This is a genomic window from Bifidobacterium sp. LH_417, assembly GCF_056357035.1.
The window spans coordinates 91024-108660 of record NZ_JBKEVI010000006.1; the positions used below are offsets into that span (position 1 = coordinate 91024).

Annotated in this window: 19 protein-coding genes; 17 read left to right on the forward strand and 2 right to left on the reverse strand. The window is 58.7% G+C overall.

Annotated features, from left to right (window positions below):
- The first annotated feature begins 293 nt into the window (after nucleotides 1-293).
- The 9 genes from AC1AYR_RS05540 (at nucleotide 294) to AC1AYR_RS05580 (ending at nucleotide 13057) form a co-directional block, all read left to right on the forward strand.
- Nucleotides 294-1553 carry a nucleotide sugar dehydrogenase gene (locus AC1AYR_RS05540; protein ID WP_476511819.1) on the forward strand — a complete coding sequence of 420 codons (1260 nt, stop codon included), beginning with the start codon at nucleotides 294-296 and terminating at the stop codon, nucleotides 1551-1553.
- Between the two features lie 483 nt (nucleotides 1554-2036).
- Nucleotides 2037-4247, forward strand: a complete 2211-nt coding sequence (locus tag AC1AYR_RS05545; RefSeq protein WP_476511761.1) for an LTA synthase family protein — start codon at nucleotides 2037-2039, stop codon at nucleotides 4245-4247.
- Between the two features lie 358 nt (nucleotides 4248-4605).
- Nucleotides 4606-6132 carry an arabinosylfuranosidase ArfA gene (gene arfA, locus AC1AYR_RS05550; protein WP_476511760.1) on the forward strand — a complete coding sequence of 509 codons (1527 nt, stop codon included), beginning with the start codon at nucleotides 4606-4608 and terminating at the stop codon, nucleotides 6130-6132.
- 59 nt (nucleotides 6133-6191) lie between these two features.
- Nucleotides 6192-7586 carry an ABC transporter substrate-binding protein gene (locus AC1AYR_RS05555; protein WP_476511759.1) on the forward strand — a complete coding sequence of 465 codons (1395 nt, stop codon included), beginning with the start codon at nucleotides 6192-6194 and terminating at the stop codon, nucleotides 7584-7586.
- Between the two features lie 72 nt (nucleotides 7587-7658).
- Complete coding sequence (locus AC1AYR_RS05560; RefSeq protein ID WP_476511758.1) at nucleotides 7659-8570, forward strand: carbohydrate ABC transporter permease; 912 nt, start codon at nucleotides 7659-7661, stop codon at nucleotides 8568-8570.
- 1 nt (nucleotide 8571) lies between these two features.
- Complete coding sequence (locus AC1AYR_RS05565) at nucleotides 8572-9456, forward strand: carbohydrate ABC transporter permease (protein ID WP_476511757.1); 885 nt, start codon at nucleotides 8572-8574, stop codon at nucleotides 9454-9456.
- 281 nt (nucleotides 9457-9737) lie between these two features.
- Complete coding sequence (locus tag AC1AYR_RS05570; RefSeq protein WP_476511756.1) at nucleotides 9738-10808, forward strand: LacI family DNA-binding transcriptional regulator; 1071 nt, start codon at nucleotides 9738-9740, stop codon at nucleotides 10806-10808.
- 32 nt (nucleotides 10809-10840) lie between these two features.
- Entirely contained in the window at nucleotides 10841-12421 is a 1581-nt protein-coding gene (locus AC1AYR_RS05575; protein ID WP_476511755.1) for a hypothetical protein, read from the forward strand.
- A gap of 63 nt (nucleotides 12422-12484) precedes the next feature.
- The gene (locus AC1AYR_RS05580; RefSeq protein ID WP_476511754.1) at nucleotides 12485-13057 is read left to right on the forward strand and encodes an NUDIX hydrolase; all 573 of its coding nucleotides are present in this window, start codon (nucleotides 12485-12487) and stop codon (nucleotides 13055-13057) included.
- A 46-nt stretch (nucleotides 13058-13103) separates the two neighbouring features.
- Here the strand turns inward: AC1AYR_RS05580 and rfbB are convergent, their stop codons facing one another.
- Complete coding sequence (rfbB, locus tag AC1AYR_RS05585; protein ID WP_476511753.1) at nucleotides 13104-14162, reverse strand: dTDP-glucose 4,6-dehydratase; 1059 nt, start codon at nucleotides 14160-14162, stop codon at nucleotides 13104-13106.
- A gap of 83 nt (nucleotides 14163-14245) precedes the next feature.
- Nucleotides 14246-14560 carry a helix-turn-helix domain-containing protein gene (locus AC1AYR_RS05590; RefSeq protein WP_476511752.1) on the reverse strand — a complete coding sequence of 105 codons (315 nt, stop codon included), beginning with the start codon at nucleotides 14558-14560 and terminating at the stop codon, nucleotides 14246-14248.
- Between the two features lie 115 nt (nucleotides 14561-14675).
- Here AC1AYR_RS05590 and AC1AYR_RS05595 point away from each other — a divergent pair, with 115 nt between their 5' ends.
- The 8 genes from AC1AYR_RS05595 (at nucleotide 14676) to AC1AYR_RS05630 (ending at nucleotide 17617) form a co-directional block, all read left to right on the forward strand.
- Nucleotides 14676-14885, forward strand: coding sequence for a helix-turn-helix domain-containing protein (locus tag AC1AYR_RS05595; RefSeq protein ID WP_476511751.1), 210 nt, complete (start codon nucleotides 14676-14678; stop codon nucleotides 14883-14885).
- A 181-nt stretch (nucleotides 14886-15066) separates the two neighbouring features.
- Nucleotides 15067-15363, forward strand: a complete 297-nt coding sequence (locus tag AC1AYR_RS05600; RefSeq protein ID WP_476511750.1) for a hypothetical protein — start codon at nucleotides 15067-15069, stop codon at nucleotides 15361-15363.
- Entirely contained in the window at nucleotides 15360-15548 is a 189-nt protein-coding gene (locus AC1AYR_RS05605; protein ID WP_476511749.1) for a hypothetical protein, read from the forward strand. The genes AC1AYR_RS05600 and AC1AYR_RS05605 overlap by 4 nt, the downstream gene beginning before the upstream one ends.
- A complete protein-coding gene (locus AC1AYR_RS05610) occupies nucleotides 15529-15708 on the forward strand; it encodes a hypothetical protein (RefSeq protein WP_476511748.1) in 180 nt (59 codons plus the stop codon). Before AC1AYR_RS05605 ends, AC1AYR_RS05610 begins: the two co-directional genes overlap by 20 nt.
- A 425-nt stretch (nucleotides 15709-16133) precedes the next feature.
- Entirely contained in the window at nucleotides 16134-16439 is a 306-nt protein-coding gene (locus AC1AYR_RS05615; RefSeq protein ID WP_476511747.1) for a hypothetical protein, read from the forward strand.
- The gene (locus tag AC1AYR_RS05620; protein WP_476511746.1) at nucleotides 16436-16786 is read left to right on the forward strand and encodes a hypothetical protein; all 351 of its coding nucleotides are present in this window, start codon (nucleotides 16436-16438) and stop codon (nucleotides 16784-16786) included. The genes AC1AYR_RS05615 and AC1AYR_RS05620 overlap by 4 nt, the downstream gene beginning before the upstream one ends.
- Nucleotides 16787-16816: 30 nt before the next feature.
- Nucleotides 16817-16978, forward strand: coding sequence for a helix-turn-helix transcriptional regulator (locus tag AC1AYR_RS05625; RefSeq protein ID WP_476511745.1), 162 nt, complete (start codon nucleotides 16817-16819; stop codon nucleotides 16976-16978).
- A 3-nt stretch (nucleotides 16979-16981) separates the two neighbouring features.
- Entirely contained in the window at nucleotides 16982-17617 is a 636-nt protein-coding gene (locus tag AC1AYR_RS05630; protein WP_476511744.1) for an HNH endonuclease, read from the forward strand.
- Nucleotides 17618-17637: the final 20 nt, after the last annotated feature.

The following is a 17637-nucleotide window of genomic DNA, read 5'->3' on the forward strand; positions in this document are numbered from 1 at the left end:
ACCAGGCCAAACCTGTAGGGTTCCGAATCGGACGTGTAGGATCCTGAGTCGAATGTGTATGGTTCGCTCGAAGACCCTACACATTCACCCGAAACCCCTATAGGTTCGCCTCCCACTCTACAGATCCGCCCGCGAACCCCAATCGGGTCGGCTTCTCTTCCCCCGTACAAGCTCGGCCCGGCATCCTTTCCTCTGCATGCGCATTCCTCACAGCCCTTCCGTTGGAGGCAAGGCCGCTTTCGACTAAGCTGGTAGCCAGCGAAAAAGCGGAATCCTAGAGAAAGCGCGTGAATATGAAGATTGCGGTTGCCGGTACCGGTTATGTGGGTTTGTCGGTGGCGTTGCTGCTGTCGCAGCATAACGAGGTGCACGCGTTGGACATCGTGCCGGAGAAGGTCGAGCTGCTCAACAACGGCAAGAGCCCGATCGTGGATAGGGAGATCACCGCGTTCCTCGACGCGGACAAGTCCGGTGAACGTCCGCTCGACTTCCAGGCGACGCTTGACCCGGAGCAGGCGTACACGGGCGCGGACTATGCGGTCGTCGCCACGCCCACGAACTATGACCCGCAACGCAACTACTTCGACACCTCCAGCGTGGAGGCGGCAATCGAGGCGATCCGCACCTACGACAAGACCGCGTGGATCGTCATCAAGTCCACGATTCCGGTCGGCTACACGCAGCAGATCCGCGAACGCTTCAACGACACGCGCATTCTCTTCTCCCCCGAGTTCCTGCGTGAGGGCCACGCCCTGTACGACAATCTGCATCCGAGCCGTATCGTGGCCGGCGCCCCGCAGGACGACCCGGAGGCAGGCGAGGCGGCGCGCACATTCGTGGAGCTGCTCGCCGCCGGCGCCGATCCGGCCGAGGCGACGCGCACGAACCCGGACGGCACGGAAGGCATCCCGGAGCTCGTGGTCGGCACCACGGAGGCGGAGGCGATCAAACTGTTCGCGAACACGTATCTCGCGTTGCGCGTCGCCTATTTCAACGAGCTGGACACGTATGCGGAGAGCCGCGGTTTGGATACGCGCGAGATCATCAAGGGCGTCTGCTATGACCCGCGTATTCGCGACGACTACAACAACCCGAGCTTCGGCTACGGCGGCTACTGCCTGCCGAAGGACACGAAGCAGCTGCTCGCCAACTACGACAAGGTGCCGCAGAACCTCATCGAGGCGATTGTCGAGTCGAACCGCACGCGCAAGGATTTCGTCGCCGATGAGATTCTGCAGCGTGTGGAAGCGGCACGCGCGGCCGGCAAGTCGCACCCGGTGGTGGGCGTGTACCGTCTGACCATGAAGTCCGGTTCGGACAACTTCCGACAGTCCGCGGTGCAGGGCGTGATGAAGCGCATCAAGGCGAAGGGCGTGGATGTGATCGTCTACGAGCCGACGCTCGACAAGCCTGATTTCTTCGGCAGTCCGGTCACGCACGACTTGGATACGTTCAAGCGCGATGCCGATGTGATCATCTCCAACCGCTGGAACGAGGATCTCGCCGACGTGAGCGGCAAAGTCTACACCAGGGACCTGTTCCGCAGGGATTGAATCCCTCCGCAGGGATTGGGCGATGCCAGCGACCTAGGCCTCCGGCATCGCCAATGCCCGCAGGCACGTCGGCTCGTACCGGCCCCGTCGTCTGCCTCCGCTGATTACCGCTGATTCCCCGTATACGTCGCCTTCGCCATTGGCGTGGTGCCCGCCTATCCTTTCGCGAGACGAAGCCGAATCCTGAACGTGCCGACACATTCCATCTCGGTACGTTCAGGCAAACATCAGGTGAATTCGTCCTGAACCTGCGATTACAATGTCTCGGTACGTTGCCAAAGCGGGACAGGTAGGACAGGGATAGTGAGCGAAATGCAGCATCAGGACGAAGACACAACGGCTTCGCCCGAAACGGCAGCCAGTGGGATTGTCCCGGATACGAATCCCGGATCTCCAGAGTCGATGCCCACGGATTCCGCTATCAAGGATTCCGTCACGGATGACTCCGCTAGGAGCACCGACTTGTCATCTCGCCACGACAGCATGCTTGATTTCGTTGATTTCCGTCGTCGCGCACGGCTCTCTCCCGCCAAGGCCATCGTCGCTTCCATACGATCGGCCAACACTTCGGAAGCTCTTGCGGTCGTCTTCACGAATCCGACGCGCATGTTGCTTAAAGCGGTTCGCGACCTGTGGCGGAAACGCCCGAAGTGCCCGTACACGTTGTACGTGCTGGCGATGGCGCTGATGACCGCCTCCGCCACGATCTTCATCCAGTGGGGCATGTATTCAGAACCCGCCTATGATGATCCGAACGCGGTGGATGAGACCACGAAAGCCCTTAACAGCGTGAACGGGCAGCTCACCACATTCGTTTCTCAGATGTGGCTGGAAGGCAAGCTCAACTGGCTGCTGAACTTCCTCGCATTGGGCATGATCTATCTGGTGTTGGTGTTCGTGCTGAACCGATTCTGGGTGGCGACAGCCGTGTTCGGCATCGTGATGAGCGTATACGCGGTGGCGAACCATATCAAGTTCCAACTGCGCAACGAGTCTGTCCTACCCTCCGACCTGAGTTTCCTGTCGAGCGGCAACGGCGGCGAAATCGCCTCGTTCATACCCAAAGGGAGCCGGGGGTTGGTCGACGGCACCATCACCATGCTGATTTGGCTGACCGTCATCTGCCTAATTCTCCAGTTCGTCGATGGACGCCGTTGTGTCATCCCGTTCCATTGGTGGCGTCCGTTCCGCAACGTGAAGACCGTCGTCGGCAACCTCACAAGGTTCGTCGCGGCAGGCGTCAGCATCGCGCTCCTGTGCTCGTTCACGTGGACGTTGAGCATCCCCGGCGCGTGGGGCTATGAGTGGGCAAAGTCGTGGGGCGATACTCCTCGTCTATGGGATGCAGCCAATGACGCATGGGCGAATGGGCCAGTGATCAGTTTTTTACGCCTGACTCACCCGAAGATCATGGATAAGCCTGAGGGATACAGCCAGGAGACCATGCAGGCGCTGGCGAAGAAGTACGCCAAGCAGGCTCAGATCACCAATCAGTCGCGCGCGAACAATCTGACCGACAGCACGGTGGTAATGATTCTGTCAGAGACGTTCTCCGATCCGACGCGCGTACCCGGCATTAGCCTACTCGAAGATCCGATGCCGAACATCCGCGCCGTCAAGGATTCCACGACATCCGGCCTGATGGTCTCTCCCGGTTACGGCGGCGGCACAGCAAACATCGAATACCAGACGCTGACCGGCCTCGATCTGGCGTTGTTCGACGACTCGATGCAGTCCATGTATCAGGAGCTCGTGCCCCATCAGAAGACCCCGTACTCGTTCAACCAGATATGGAACGCCAAGTACGGCAAGACCGGCTCCACGGCCTTCCACCCGTACTACAAGAACATGTATCTGCGTGACGCGAACTACAAGAAGTTCGGGTTCAACAAGTTCTATACGCTGGATAGCAAGCCGTCGATTACCCATCAGGACAGAGTGGACAACAACCCGTATGTGAGCGATGCCGCCGCCTATCAGAACGTGATCGACCAAATCAGCGGCACCGACCATCCGCAGTTCGTGCAGCTCGTCACCATGCAGAACCATTCGCCGCACAGTGGCTGGTACAACGACAACCAGTTCGACTGGGCGAATGTCTCCGAGAATCTGGGCGATGGCGAGCGCTACGCGGTGAACACGTATATCAAGGGCGTGAACATCACCGATCAGGCGACCGCCGATTTCCTGAACCAGTTGAACACCATGGACAAGCCCGTCACCGTGATCTTCTATGGTGATCATCTGCCCAGCGACTACGTGACGGCCGCCGCTGACAAGAACAATAATCTGACGCTGCATGAGACGGACTATTTCATCTGGTCGAATCAGGCGTCGGGAGCGGTCGGCTCAGGCGTGAAACTCGACCCGTCCGCCGCGCTCACCAGTTTCACGTCACCGAACTATTTCATGGCGTTGGCCAGCGAGCATATGAACGCGAAGATCTCCCCGTATCTGACGTTCCTTTCCACGGTGCGTGGAAATCTGCCGGCCGTGGAGCGTCTGGTGCTCGGCGAAGGCGGTTTCACCGATGACACGGCCACCACGTATCTGGACGGGAACGGCAATGTCATCAAGCATAAGGACCTTTCCAAGGAACAGCGGAAGATTCTCAAGGAGTACCGTCTCATCCAATACGACATGACCGCCGGCAAGAATTATCTGGCCGATACCGCTTTCTTCGATGTGAAGTAGCCCGTATCGGCAGACAGGCATTGTGCGTTGTCGAGTTGGAGTGGTTCGTTCTCTGGTGATGTTCGTTTCTGTGCTGTGTTTTGTGCGGTTTTCTCGTGTCGCACGGAGGACTATGCGGCGTGTCGGCCGGAATTCCGCCAGTTACTCTAACGTTGTACTAGTTTCGTTTGCGCGCCCTTCGGGCTGGGTGTATCTTAGGTATCAGCAATCGGTACAAGGTTGTACTAATCTAGGAAAGCGAGCTTAAAGTTACGGGAAAAGTCCGATGCGGCGTTTCGCAGAGGGGTTCTCCGGTCGCCTATCTCGATTGAGACAACGTTGTACATAACTATGGAGCATAGAGAACGAAAGGGTTCCCATGACACAGGAAACCACCACCGGCAAGGCCCGCCTCGTCGTGGACGACGCGTTTGAGGTCGCCCCGATCAACGACCGCATCTTCGGATCCTTCGTGGAGCATCTCGGACGATGCGTGTACACCGGCATCTACGAGCCGGGGCATCCGTCGGCGGATGAACACGGTTTCCGCGAGGATGTTCTTGACCTCGTCAAGGAACTTGGAGCCACCGCGATTCGTTACCCGGGTGGTAACTTCGTCTCCGGATACCGCTGGGAGGACGGCGTCGGCCCGCAGGAGGAACGTCCTCGCCGCCTCGACCTGGCATGGCACTCCACCGAGACCAACGAATTCGGCCTGCATGAGATGGCCGAATGGCTCGACAAGGTCGGCGGCAACGAGCTGATGGAGGCCGTGAACCTCGGCACTCGCGGTCTTGAGGAAGCGCTTGACCTGTTGGAATACGCCAACATCCCTGGCGGCACCAAGCTGTCCGATTGGCGTAAACAGAATGGTCGTGAAGAGCCGTTCGATATCCGCATGTGGTGCCTCGGCAACGAAATGGACGGCCCATGGCAGACCGGGCATATGACCGCGGAGGAATACGGCGAACTGGCTCTGCGCGTTGCGGCCGCGATGCGTATGATCGACCCGGACCTCGAACTGGTTGCCTGCGGTTCGTCCACCCACGAGATGGCGACCTATGGTGAGTGGGAGCAGACCGTTCTCGACAAGGCCTACGACGTCATCGATTATGTGTCTTGCCATGCCTATTACCGTCCGTGGGACGGTGACATGGTGAGCTTCCTGGCTTCCGGCGACGATATGGACCACTTCATCAAGGAGATCGCGGCCATTATCGATGCGGCCAAGGCCAAAAAGAAGTCCAAGCACGATGTCTACCTGTCCTTCGACGAGTGGAACGTGTGGTACGCCTCCACCGATCCGCTGGACAACCCGGGTATCGACAACTGGCCGGTCGCGCCGAGGCTGCTCGAGCAGGTCTACAGCGCCGCCGATGCCGTGGTCTTCGGCGATTTGATGATACAGCTCATCCGAAACGCTGACCGCGTCCGTTCGGCATCGCTTGCCCAGCTGGTCAATGTCATCGCCCCGATCATGACTGAACCGAACGGTCCGGCCTGGCGGCAGACCACGTTCCATCCGTTCGCCTCCATCGCGCGATATGCGAAGGGAGGCACGGCGCTCACGCCGAATCTGGATTCCCCGAAGATCAGCACCCCGCGCTACGGCGAGGTGGATGCGCTCGGTTCCATCGCAGTGCGTTGCGCCGATGGCTCGCTCGCGGTGTTCGTCGTGAACAGGTCCATGGATGAGTCTATCGACTTCGACATTGACCTGCGCGGCTCCTCCTCGTACGGTTCCGTCGAGGCCAGAACCTTGCACGAGGACGACATCGAGGCGAAGAACACCAAGGACGAGCCCGACCGTGTTGTCATGCACGACAACGGAACCGCGCGCTTCGAGAACGACAGGGTTTCGGTGACGCTACCGCCGGTCTCCTTCACCACCATTCACATCCGTTGATCCATAACCGAATAATCCATGGTTTTGCCAATGAAGGCAGGAAAGAAAAGGAGAACACCATGAAGAACACCAAGAAGGTGCTGGCTCTCGCGTTCGCGGGAATCATGGCGCTGTCGGTCGGTGCCTGTGGACAGCCGGGCGCCCCGTCGTCAGCGAGCGATGGTTCCCAGACGGTCAACAACGACCCGAAGGCGAACGACAACGCCAAGTGCATCAACACGGTGAAGTACCCGGATGCGGAGAAGGTCACGCTGTGGTCCTGGTACCCGCAGGTCGAGAAGCTCATCGACCACTTCAACGAGACGCACAAGGACGTTCAGGTCTGCTGGACCAGCTCCGACCAGTCCGCCAAGGCATACTCACGCTTGAGCACCACCATCAAGGCGAAGTCCGGCGCCGCCGACATCGTCCAGCTGGAGTACGCGGTCATGCCGCAGTACGCCTCCGGTGTGGAAAAGCATCTCGTCGACCTGACTCAGTTCGGTGCCGACAAAATCAAGGACAACTACACGTCCGGCGCATGGAAGGATGTGCAGCTCGGCGGTGATCAGGGCGTCTATGGCGTGCCGGTCGACGTCGGTCCGGTTGTGATGTACTACCGCAAGGACATCTTCGACAAGTACGGCGTGAAGATTCCGACCACGTGGGAGGAATACGAGAAGGCCGGCCGCGAGCTCAAGGAGAAGGGCTACGAGGGCCACATCGGCAACTGGCAGCCCAACGGCACCCTGTTCAACTACGCCTACTACGACCAGAACGGCGGCGACGTGTTCAAGTACTCCGCCAACGATCCGGAGAAGGTCGGCATCGACATCAACTCCAAGCAGGTCAAGGACGTGGTCTCCTTCTGGCAGAAGCTTGCCAAGGATGACATCGTGGCCACGGACGACACCGATACCGCTGAATGGAACAAGAAGAACGTGGACGGCTCCTACGCCACCATCATCCACGCCTCGTGGATGGTCGGCTACCTCAACGGTCTGTCCGGTGTTCAGGAGGGATCCGTCTGGCAGGTCGCCAAGGCCCCGGTGTGGAGCAACAGCGACCCGGCCATCAACTGCGGCGGCTCCGCACTGGCCGTGACCGATCAGGCCAAGCACACCGAACTCGCCGCGAAGGTCGCCATGGAGTTCTTCGGCGATGACGAGGCCCAGGAACTCGCCGTCACCGAATCCGGCCTGTACCCGACTTGGAAGAAGAAGCTCGAGTCCACCGACTTCCTCAACCGTGAGGAGAAGTTCTTCAACAACCAGAAGATCAACGAGATCATCGCTCCGGTCGCTCAGGCCTACGAAGGCTACCAGTTCCTGCCGTTCCAGACCTATGCGAACGACGAGCAGACCAAGACCCTGTCCTCGATTCTCCGCGATAGCGCCGACGTGAGCTCCAGCATGGATTCTCTCCAGAAGACGCTGTCGGATTACGCGAAGCAGCAGGGCTTCACCGTCGAGTAAACCACACGGTTCCGGGGAGACGCTCGGAGAGGCGTCTCCCCGGACCACACCATCCATCAGGAGTCTCGCATCATGTCACAGAAGCAAGCGCAGGCAGGGGCGTTGAGTTCTCGTCGCGCCAATCGCTGGGGCTGGTTCTTTACCGCCCCCTTCGGAATCATCTTCATTCTCTTCCTCGTCATCCCGCTTATCTACGCGTTCTACGTCTCGCTGTTCACCTACACGCAGGTCCGAGGCAGCGTGTTCACCGGCATCGCCAACTATCAGCGAGTATTCACCGATCCGATTTTCCTGAAGGGCATGGGCCGTGTGGCGCTGTACACCGTGGTGATGGTCCCGATTCAGCTTGGCTTCGCGCTGCTGCTGGCGCTGGTGCTCGATTCCGTCAAGAACAAGTACGCGTCGGTCTGCCGTCTGCTGTACTTCCTCCCGTACGCCATCCCCGTCGTCATCGGCGCTCTGATGTGGGGTTTCCTCTACTCCAAGGAGATGGGGCCGTTTGCCACGTTCTTCGATTTGTTCGGCTTGCAGGCACCTGATTTCCTCAGCACAAGCGGCATCTTCGGCGCGTTGGTCAACATGGTCACCTGGCAGTGGACCGGCTACTACATGGTCATCCTCTACTCGGCCCTGCAGTCGATTCCGACCGAGCTGTACGAATCTGCCCGTATCGACGGTGCCTCCGAGACCAAAATCGCGGTGCGCATCAAGGTTCCGATGATCGCCAGCTCCTTGGTGATGGTGACCATCTTCTCACTCATCGGCACCCTGCAGTTCTACACCGAACCGATGGTGCTGAGGAACAACGCCAATTCTGCCATTCCGCCCGAATACACTCCGAACATGTATGCGCAAGCGTTGGCGTTCAACTACAACCAGCTCAACTATTCGGCCACGGTCTCGTTCGCCCTTGGACTTCTGGTCGTGATTTTCAGCGTGCTGTTCATGCGGTTGACCCGCAAGCAGTCGGGATTGGGGGACTGACATGGCAAAGCGCGGTTCGTCGCATGGCCAGACCATCGCCAGGCCGCAGGTTTTCTCGAAGATCCTGCTGGGCGTGTGCGTGCTCTACTTCATCCTTCCGGTCTGGTGGCTGATCGTCGCCGCCACCAAGACCAACGCCGGACTGTTCGTAGGTTCGAACGGCCCGATGTGGTTCGACAAGAACTTCGCCCTGTGGGACAACATCAAAGAGCTGACCACCTATCAGGACGGCATCTTCTGGCGCTGGCTCGGCAACTCGCTCCTGTACGCGCTGGTCGGCGGCTTCGGTGCCACTGCGGTCTCCGTCATGGCCGGATACGGGTTCGCGAAGTTCAAGTTCAAGGGACGCAACGTCTACTTCAACATCGTGCTTGGCGCACTGATGATCCCGACCACGGCGCTGGTCATCCCGACCTTCATCCTGATGACGCAGATCGGCATGAACGACACCGTTTGGGCCGTGATCCTGCCTTCGTTGCTCTCTCCATTCGGCACGTACCTCATGCGCGTCTACTGCGCGGGATCCCTGCCCGACGAGATGATGGAAGCCGCCCGAGTGGACGGTGCCGGCGAGCTGCGCACCTTCTTCCAAGTATCCCTGCCGATCATGACCCCGGCTATCACCACCGTGTTCCTGCTCTCCGTCGTGAACTGCTGGAACAACTACTTCCTGCCGCAGGTCGTGTTGGCGGATACCAAGCTGTTCCCCATCACCGTGGGCCTCACCCAGTGGCAGGCGAAGTCCAACGCAGGCGCCGGTGTCGAACAGGTCTGGAACCTCATCGCTTCCGGCGCGTTCATCTCGGTGATCCCGTTGGTGCTCGCGTTCCTCTTCCTCCAGCGCTACTGGGTCGGTGGCATCGCCGCCGGTTCGGTGAAGGGCTGACCGTCATATCACGTTGGGCCGTGTCGGATAAGCGCTAGGCCCAACGTCCACGGCATCATCGATTCTTACCTCCTCCTTCCTCTTCGGGCGACACCCAGCACATGTTCTCCTTTTTCCGGCATGGGCTGGGTGTCGTCGTGTGCGCATCGGGATTCATCCCCATATTCGTCTGCGTATTCGTCTGCAATCGCGGTGTCGTGACATGGTGAAGGAGCAATGGGAGGTTAGGCTGGGGGAATCGTTAGAATCCAAGTCAACGAAGACCGAACAAGGAGCGGACGATGTCTAGGCGGGTGACCATCAAAGACGTGGCCAAAGAGGCCGATGTATCGTTCAAAACTGTTTCCAATGTGCTGAACGGTACGGGCAGCATGCGTCCATCGACCCGTGAACGTGTGCTGCTCGCCATCGACAAGCTGGGATACTCGGTCAATGTGTCCGCGCGGTCGTTGAAGACTGGAGAATCGAAGCTCATAGGTTTGGCGGTCTTTGACTTCCTGCAGCCCTTTGCTCCGTATTTTGCCGATAAAGTCATCGATATCGCCCGTGAACGTGGATATGGCGTCATCATCAGCACCTACCGTTCCGGCGGCGCGGGCATCCCGTCGATTATTGCGGAGACGCATCGGCTTGGGGCGGACGGTTGGATTTTCTTCTCGGATATCGCTCTGGAGAACGAAGCCGCCATTCTCACGCAGCCGTATCCGGTGGTGCTGACCGGCGACTACCTGTCTTACGGGAAGGCTGATACGGTCACCATGCCCAATGTCAAAGCGATGCGGGAAACGGTCGGACGTCTACTGGACTCCGGATGTCGGTCGGTCGCATTGATCGGAGCTCCTCTGGATCGCGATTGGGGCAAGGTATTGGAATCCTCACAAGGCACGCAGCAGCTGCGCATCCAAGGTTATGCGCAGGCGTTTGAGGAGCGAGGACTGGAAGTCGACTGGTCTCAGGTGTTTTCGGTCTTCCCCTTGAATAGTCCGGAGGGAGTCGAAGTGTCGCGGGCGATGGCGAAACAGGGGAATCTCCCGGATGCAATCATTTGTCTCGACGACGCATTGGCGTTCGGTATGATGAGCGGTCTGCAATCGCAGGGAGTTCGCGTGCCGGAGGACGTGCAGATCGTGGGATTCGACAATGTGCCGGAAGGCGCCTTCTCCACGCCGACGCTTACCACCATCGACCCACATGTCGAAATCTACGCGCGCAAGGCCGTGGACATGCTTATCGAGCGGTTGGAAGGCTATGGCGGACCAGCGCGCACCTACACCACTGATTACACGCTCATCGAACGCGGGTCGACCCGGTTGGGAACCTCGGGGCGTCAGCAATCTACACTAGCGGTATGAGTACGAGTGGTAGCCAGTCATTACGAGCAACGATGATTTCCAATTTCGATTCTACTGAGCAACGGCGAGAGTGGGATGAATTAGTCCATGAATATCAGTCATACCCTTCTGATGAATGTCTTTGGCGCAAAACAGACACGAATTGTCCTTGTGAACGCTTGTTGAACGATTATACCGAAATCTCCACGCATTTCGCAGGCATCATTCGCACTGCCTATATGTATTGCCCTAAAATACTACTCACGGATGCGCAGCTGTTGGACGGCATATTCTTCATGGCACTTGGCCCCACCGCTGTCAACGGCATATTGGGTAAATCCTATAAGGACGGTCCTGCAATTATTGTTTCAGGCCGCATGCCGACACTGGAAGAATGTCTTGTAGCATTCACCACTGCGACCGTTGGCTCTGTACAGAAAAGTGCTGGCCAAGCGGATTCGTCCACTCGGACGTGCGATATTGACTGTGAGGGGGAGTCGGATCAGCTGACCTTGCGTCCCTTGGAGTACAGCGTGTTGGGCGTAACGATTACGAATGCGCAGGTTTTGGGGTTTAACGCTTCGTTCTATCGGGAATTCACCGAGCGAATGAAGGACGCGCGCCGCCGTGGAGAGTCGCGGGTGGATATCATCGCGGAAGCTTATGCACGTGTTTTATACGGAAAGAGGTCTGAAGATGATAATGCAGGTGACGTTGCTGATCGTTGCCGCTTTCTCAGTCAGCGATGGCAAGAATGGATTGACGCTGAACGCCAGGGGTTGGTGTCGTATGAGAATCAGAATCAGGGAATCGAGAAGTGGAAGGGGACCGATGCGCAAATATGCTCCAACAAAAGAAGTTTTACTGCACAATTCGACTGCAACGCATCGAGGTACAAGCAGCTGTTGCTTGACCAACTCCACTTGCCGTCTGTTGGACACGCACTGGACTCTTTGCCGCTACAAGATGACGTGCGGATATTCACTGATACGCTGCAATCCATTTCAACAATGGAGGAACGCTCGGCTGCGCGCATGTGCATTAGGCAAGCGGAGTTGCGGGAAAGCGGAGACGGATTATCCCGTCAGCTGTTGCGGGATTGGTACCAATTTGTCTATCAGAAAACGTTGGCGCAGCATCTAGGCGTGTACTTGGTAGCGGTGAACACTCCCGACAATTCATTTGCACGCATCGCGGGTGAGAAATCCCAAGGTCTATCGTTGATTTTGAATGGCGTCATTACGCGTAGCCTTGGAGGCATGCCATTTGTGTTGTTCTCGATATTTTGCTATCGGAGCAAGCCTGTAATCGATGAATGGAGAGAATGTACGGCAGACATGAGCATACGTGTGCAGAAAACGCGTACGCGCAATGTAGCCTATGCAGTGGAGAAGGCGTGTCAGCGATATAGCCTGAAGGATGATCGCAACGATATTATGCAAAGTGCGGCGGTAGCTTTTGTATTGGCTTTGCTTTCTGCTCTGGCAGATAACGTATGGCTGAATGGTAATGCGCCAATATGGCTGGTAGTGCTGGTGGCGTGGCTTATCGGTATTGTTCCTAATCTCATTGATATCTTCAAATGGGTTCGGAGCATGAACACGAGTTTCAAAACCATAGTGTATTTGGGATAAGGGAGGAAGGTTCTGATTGTGGAGACGAATATATCGAACGCGCCGTGGGAAAGCGACAGAACCATGACTGATGCTCCTGTCCCGCTCGCAATTTTAAGAAGAGACGTGGTATACCGCGAACAAGGCGGCGCTGACTTTACCGTGACCAGAGTGCGGGTACGGGATACCGGGACAGGGAATCGTTTCGCGGTACATTATGCTTCAGTCAAAGATGGCAACCCTGGTGCCGTATGCGTGGCGGTGCACGGCAGACGTCTGCTGTTGGCTCGGCATTGGCGTGTTACTACAGGAGCTTGGGAATGGGAGTTCCCGCGTGGTATGAGCCAAGTCGGAGAGGCGAGTGAACAGACTGCTCTACGCGAGTTTCATGAAGAGACCGGCATACGTGCTACGCCGGATGGTGCAACCCTGTTGCAATACATGCACGCGGATACCGGCGTGTTGAAGGATTCGATAGGAGTGGTGTCGCTGGCAGTGGGTGATGACGTCCATGTCGATGCGCACGACTGGGAATTGTCGAATCTCACGTGGGCTGAGCCCGAAAGCATCGACCGGATGATTGCGGATGGTGAAATCGTAGACGGTATCACCATCGCTGCTTATGCTATCTGGCGATTGAAGAGCGTCTTGCAATGAGCCTGATATATGGTGTCTGATCAGTTGATGCGGGATGGCAGGCCCCTCAGTGGCCCTGCAGCCGGTATTTCTCCTCGGTGGCCTGCTTGTCGGGCAGCCACCAGCTCTGATGGGCGCGATACCACGCGATCGTCTCATCGAGTCCTTCGGCGAAGTCGGTGTGACGTGGCCGCCAGCCGAGCTCGCGCGTGATCTTCGAGGCATCGATCGCGTACCGCTTATCACCGCCGGGCCGGTCGTTCACGTGGTCGAACGCGTCGGCCGGCAATCCCATGCGTTCGAGGATCATGCGCAGCACGTCGATGTTGCTCATCTCACCGTCCGCGCCCACCAGGTACGTTTCGCCGATGCGCCCGCGCGTGAGGATCGCCCAGATCGCGCTGCAATGGTCCTCCACATCGATCCAGTCGCGTACCGCCGCACCCGTGCCGTACAGTTTCGGCCGGATGCCGGCGAGGACGTTCGTCACCTGCCGCGGGATGAACTTCTCCACGTGCTGGTACGGCCCGTAGTTGTTGCTGCAGTTGCTGATCGTCGCCTTCACGCCGTAGGTGCGATGCCATGCGCGCACGAGATGGTCGCTCGCCGCTTTCGACGCGGAATACGGGCTGGATGGCTTGTACGGGCTGGTTTCGGTGAACCGCCGCGGTTCGTCGAGCGCGAGGTCGCCGTACACCTCGTCGGTGCTGATGTGGTGGAAGCGCAGATCGTGCCGTCGCGCCGCCTCCAGCAGCGTGTACGTTCCGTCGATGTTGGTGCGCAGGAACGGTGTCGCGTCGAGAATCGAATTGTCGTTGTGCGATTCGGCGGCGAAGTGGACGATCGCGTCGATCGGCGGTGTCGCGGTGCCTGTCGTCCCCGCCAGCAGCGATTCGACCAGCGTGGCGTCGCAGATGTCGCCGCGCACGAACGTGAGACGGTCGGCAGGCGCACCGTCGAGGCTTTCGCGTTTGCCCGCGTAGGTGAGCTTGTCGAGCACGGTGACGTGCACGTCCGACTGCTCGCGTGCCACCCAGTGTACGAAGTTCGCGCCGATGAACCCCGCTCCGCCCGTCACCAGGATGTGACGCGGCCCGGCTGCTCCCTGATTCCCGTAATCGCTCATGGCCTCATCATATCGGGGTGTCGGCGATTGGGGCCGTTGCGCGTGCGCGGGACTTCAATAACTCAATCTTGATGTTTGTAAAGTCAAACGATACACCCTAGATCGTCGGACGAGACGAAGAACTGGGGCCCGGTCACACCTCCCGCAAGAAGGCCGTGCGGATCGAGGAATTTGGATGGATCGACATCGAGGTAAGCGCCGACGTTCGCCATGTCCGCAATCGTCCAGGACGTGACGCCGCGTAGCTTCTGTGAAATGAGCGTGGGCGACACGCCCAATGCGCGGGAAAGGTCGGATTGGTTCTTGTCACGCAGCGCAAGGGCAACGCGGACGTTGGAAGAGATGACGTTTCCTAGTAGTTCCGCGCTGTCTCGCTTGTTTATCGTCTGTGTAGTCATACTTAACATCATATATCAAATTTAGCGAGACTTAACACCATGTCTTCGAGACATTGAAGGGAAACTTCAAACATGTGCTATTGTTTGAAGCGTGACTTCAAAAATAGAAGGAATGATGACTGGACGCATTGAGTTGGCGTGTGCGTCGGCGGGCTTGTCTCGTGCTGACGTGGCGCGTGAGCTCGGCGTGTCTACCTCGGCTGTCTCTCAGAAGTTCAACGGCCGGATTCGGTTCACGCTGACGGATGTGGCGAAGATCGCGGACGCGTGTCACGTGAGTCTGGATTATCTGACCGGCCGCACCGATACCAAGGAAGGTGAGTAGAACAAATGTTCTCGTATGTGATTCACTGCGACAAGTGCAGGAAAGAGATTCGTTGCCCGTACAACAACGACCCGGCGGATTACGCGGTTCGGGCCGGTTGGTGGGTGAACGGCTTGTGTTGCAAGTGCCATGAGTGCGTTGAACAAGACATGTTGAAGACGGCCGGGAAGGGGTTGGCGCGATGACCGCGAAGACCGCGAAGAAGGATGGATCCGCGAAGCCCGTGTGGATCGGGTTCAATATCGTTCGGAAGGATTTCTCCGATGGTGTCGCGTCGTTCAGCGTCATCGGTGACGGCATGTGCTTCACGCAGCTCGTGAGCGTGGATGACCTCATGTCGTTGTACCAGCGACTTGAAGGCGTGTTGGGTGACGAGTTGAAGGCGCACCGCCGCGCCAAGGCGGAACGACGGACATTGAGCAACTGGGACACGTACCGCCCGGACGATCGCGACGACTGCGAGGAGGGCGGGGCATGAGAGACGCGTATAAGGGCGTGGTGTCGTTCTGTTCGGTGTTCAGTGCGCTGATTCTGTTCGTGGTCGGCTGCTACCTGCTGGGCGGCGTGGTCTGCCTCTGTCTCGGAATGGTGTTGGCGGATGTGCCGGAACGTATCGACCGGCGCGTGAACGGAGGGAGGGCGCATGGCGGCCAAGGTGTCTGATTTCGGGTATTCGTTCGCGACCGCGAAGGGACCGGATGGAAAGTCTCTGTACTTGGAGATTGAACCGCATGCGTCAAACCGTCAGCTGACGCCCCGCGCCTATTGGCTTACGCGTGACGAGGTGAAGGCGTTGATCGCGTGTCTTGACATCCTCGACTAGTCGAGTCGGCCGCCGGCGGGCGATAATGCGCCGGCACTCATAATGGAACGCCGATAATGCCCCGTATGGCTAGGGCTAGGCATACCAACGCGCCCCGTGGTCGGGGTGAAGTCCGCCGCATTGCACTTGCGGTAGTAGCGAGACGAAGAGAGTGCCACCGATCCCCGTGGGCCGCCGGTAAAGGCGGAATCGGGCGGCCATAGCGTGCCATCATGGCGCGGGCCCACGTGGGGGACCATTCCCGGCGGGCTTTGCCCGCTCTTGTGTACGACACCGTGGCTCCGACCAAAGAGTGCCAAGCAAGACCCACACGAAGGACTGACGAGAAGCGTTATCGCGCTTTCGCGTCAGTCTTTCTGGTCTTGACCTCTCCCGTCCACCAACCAAAGAGACATTTAACGTAACTGGAACAACGGAGAAATGATATGAGTAAAGCTACTTATGAACAGAAGTTGAAGGACGCTGGAACACGGTTGCTCCCGAAGCTCCACGACTTCATTCAGGCGCGTTCCACCACCGATTCGTTCCTGATCCGTGCGGAACAGTTGGCGAGATGGGCGGGATTGACGCGGCGTAACGGTCGGATCGATGACAACCAGCTGTATCACCTGCTCCAGCTCGCGCAGGTGCCTTCCAACAAGGTCCGTCAGTACGGGCAACGATGCTGGGACGCTCGCGAGGTGTTCGAGAACGTGGCGAAATGGTCGGGGGCCTATCAATGGCTCGTGTGACCATGCCGCCGGCCGGATTGCCCGCGAAGCCCCGCAAGGAAGCGTATTCACTGGCCGAGGTGTGGGCGTGGAAGGGCGACAACGAGGAACGCCGCGCCGTGAAGCTGTTCGAGTTCGCGGACGCTGTGGACGAAATCGCGGGACGGCAGAACAGCACCGAATTGACGTGCTGGGAGGTCCTGCACGCCCTGCACATGCCGAACGTCATGGCGTTGCGCACGTTGCCGGGGTTCCCGGCCTACCGGCGTAACGGCGTGTGGTATGTGGACAACCGGGATTTCCGCAAATGGGCCACGCAGGGACGGAAACCGGCGCGGCCGGCGAACGTTCAGGGATCCATGTTCTAGGAGGGGACGGAATTGGCGAACGGCAACTATATGACGACCGAGGAAGTCGCACACGCGTTGAACGTGAGCGTGGGCACCGTGAAACGGTGGCGAAGCAAGGGCGGCGGCCCGCGCGTGACCGTATTGGGCCCACGATGCGTGCGCTATCTCAAAAGCGACGTTCTCGCGTTCATGCGGGCATCGAGGAGGTGAATCATGGCAACGATACGTCAGGCGATACCGGAACGCGTCAAGTCGGCCGTGTACGAGCGGTACGGGCGCGTGTGCTGGCTAGGGTTCCCCGGTTGCGACCGTTACGCGGACACGCTCGACCACATATACCCGCACTCGTGCGGGGGACGCACCACCGTGGCCAACCTCCGTCCCGCGTGCCGTAAGTGCAACAGCAAACGCCAAGATTGTCTAGTACAGGGGCGTGGTATCGATGTGCGCGTGGTGCTGCTCCAGCCGGGCGACATGGAGCCCGTGGACTATCACGGCCGACTGCTGGACTACCGGCGCGTGTATGAGGCGGTAGGCCACGAGGAAGGGGGATGGGGGATGATGACCGCCGCCATGCGTGGCGCGACCCGCCACGCGTTGCGCGTGCCGGCCACACCGCAACTCACGATCGTGCCCTCGTTCGATATCGACGCGAAGACGGTGCGCGAATGGATCCGCTTGGGCTATCAGGTCGAACGCTTGGACCGTGGGAGCGGGTTCACGCCGTCGAACCAAGGCGAAAGGCAGGCGCTCGGCGCGTGGAAACGCCACATGATCGGACCGAACACGCTTCGCGCGTTGATCGACGAGCGTGACGACGACTGGAGACGGGTGGACCTCGCTTTTTAAGCCCGGCCGGCCGTCGAAAT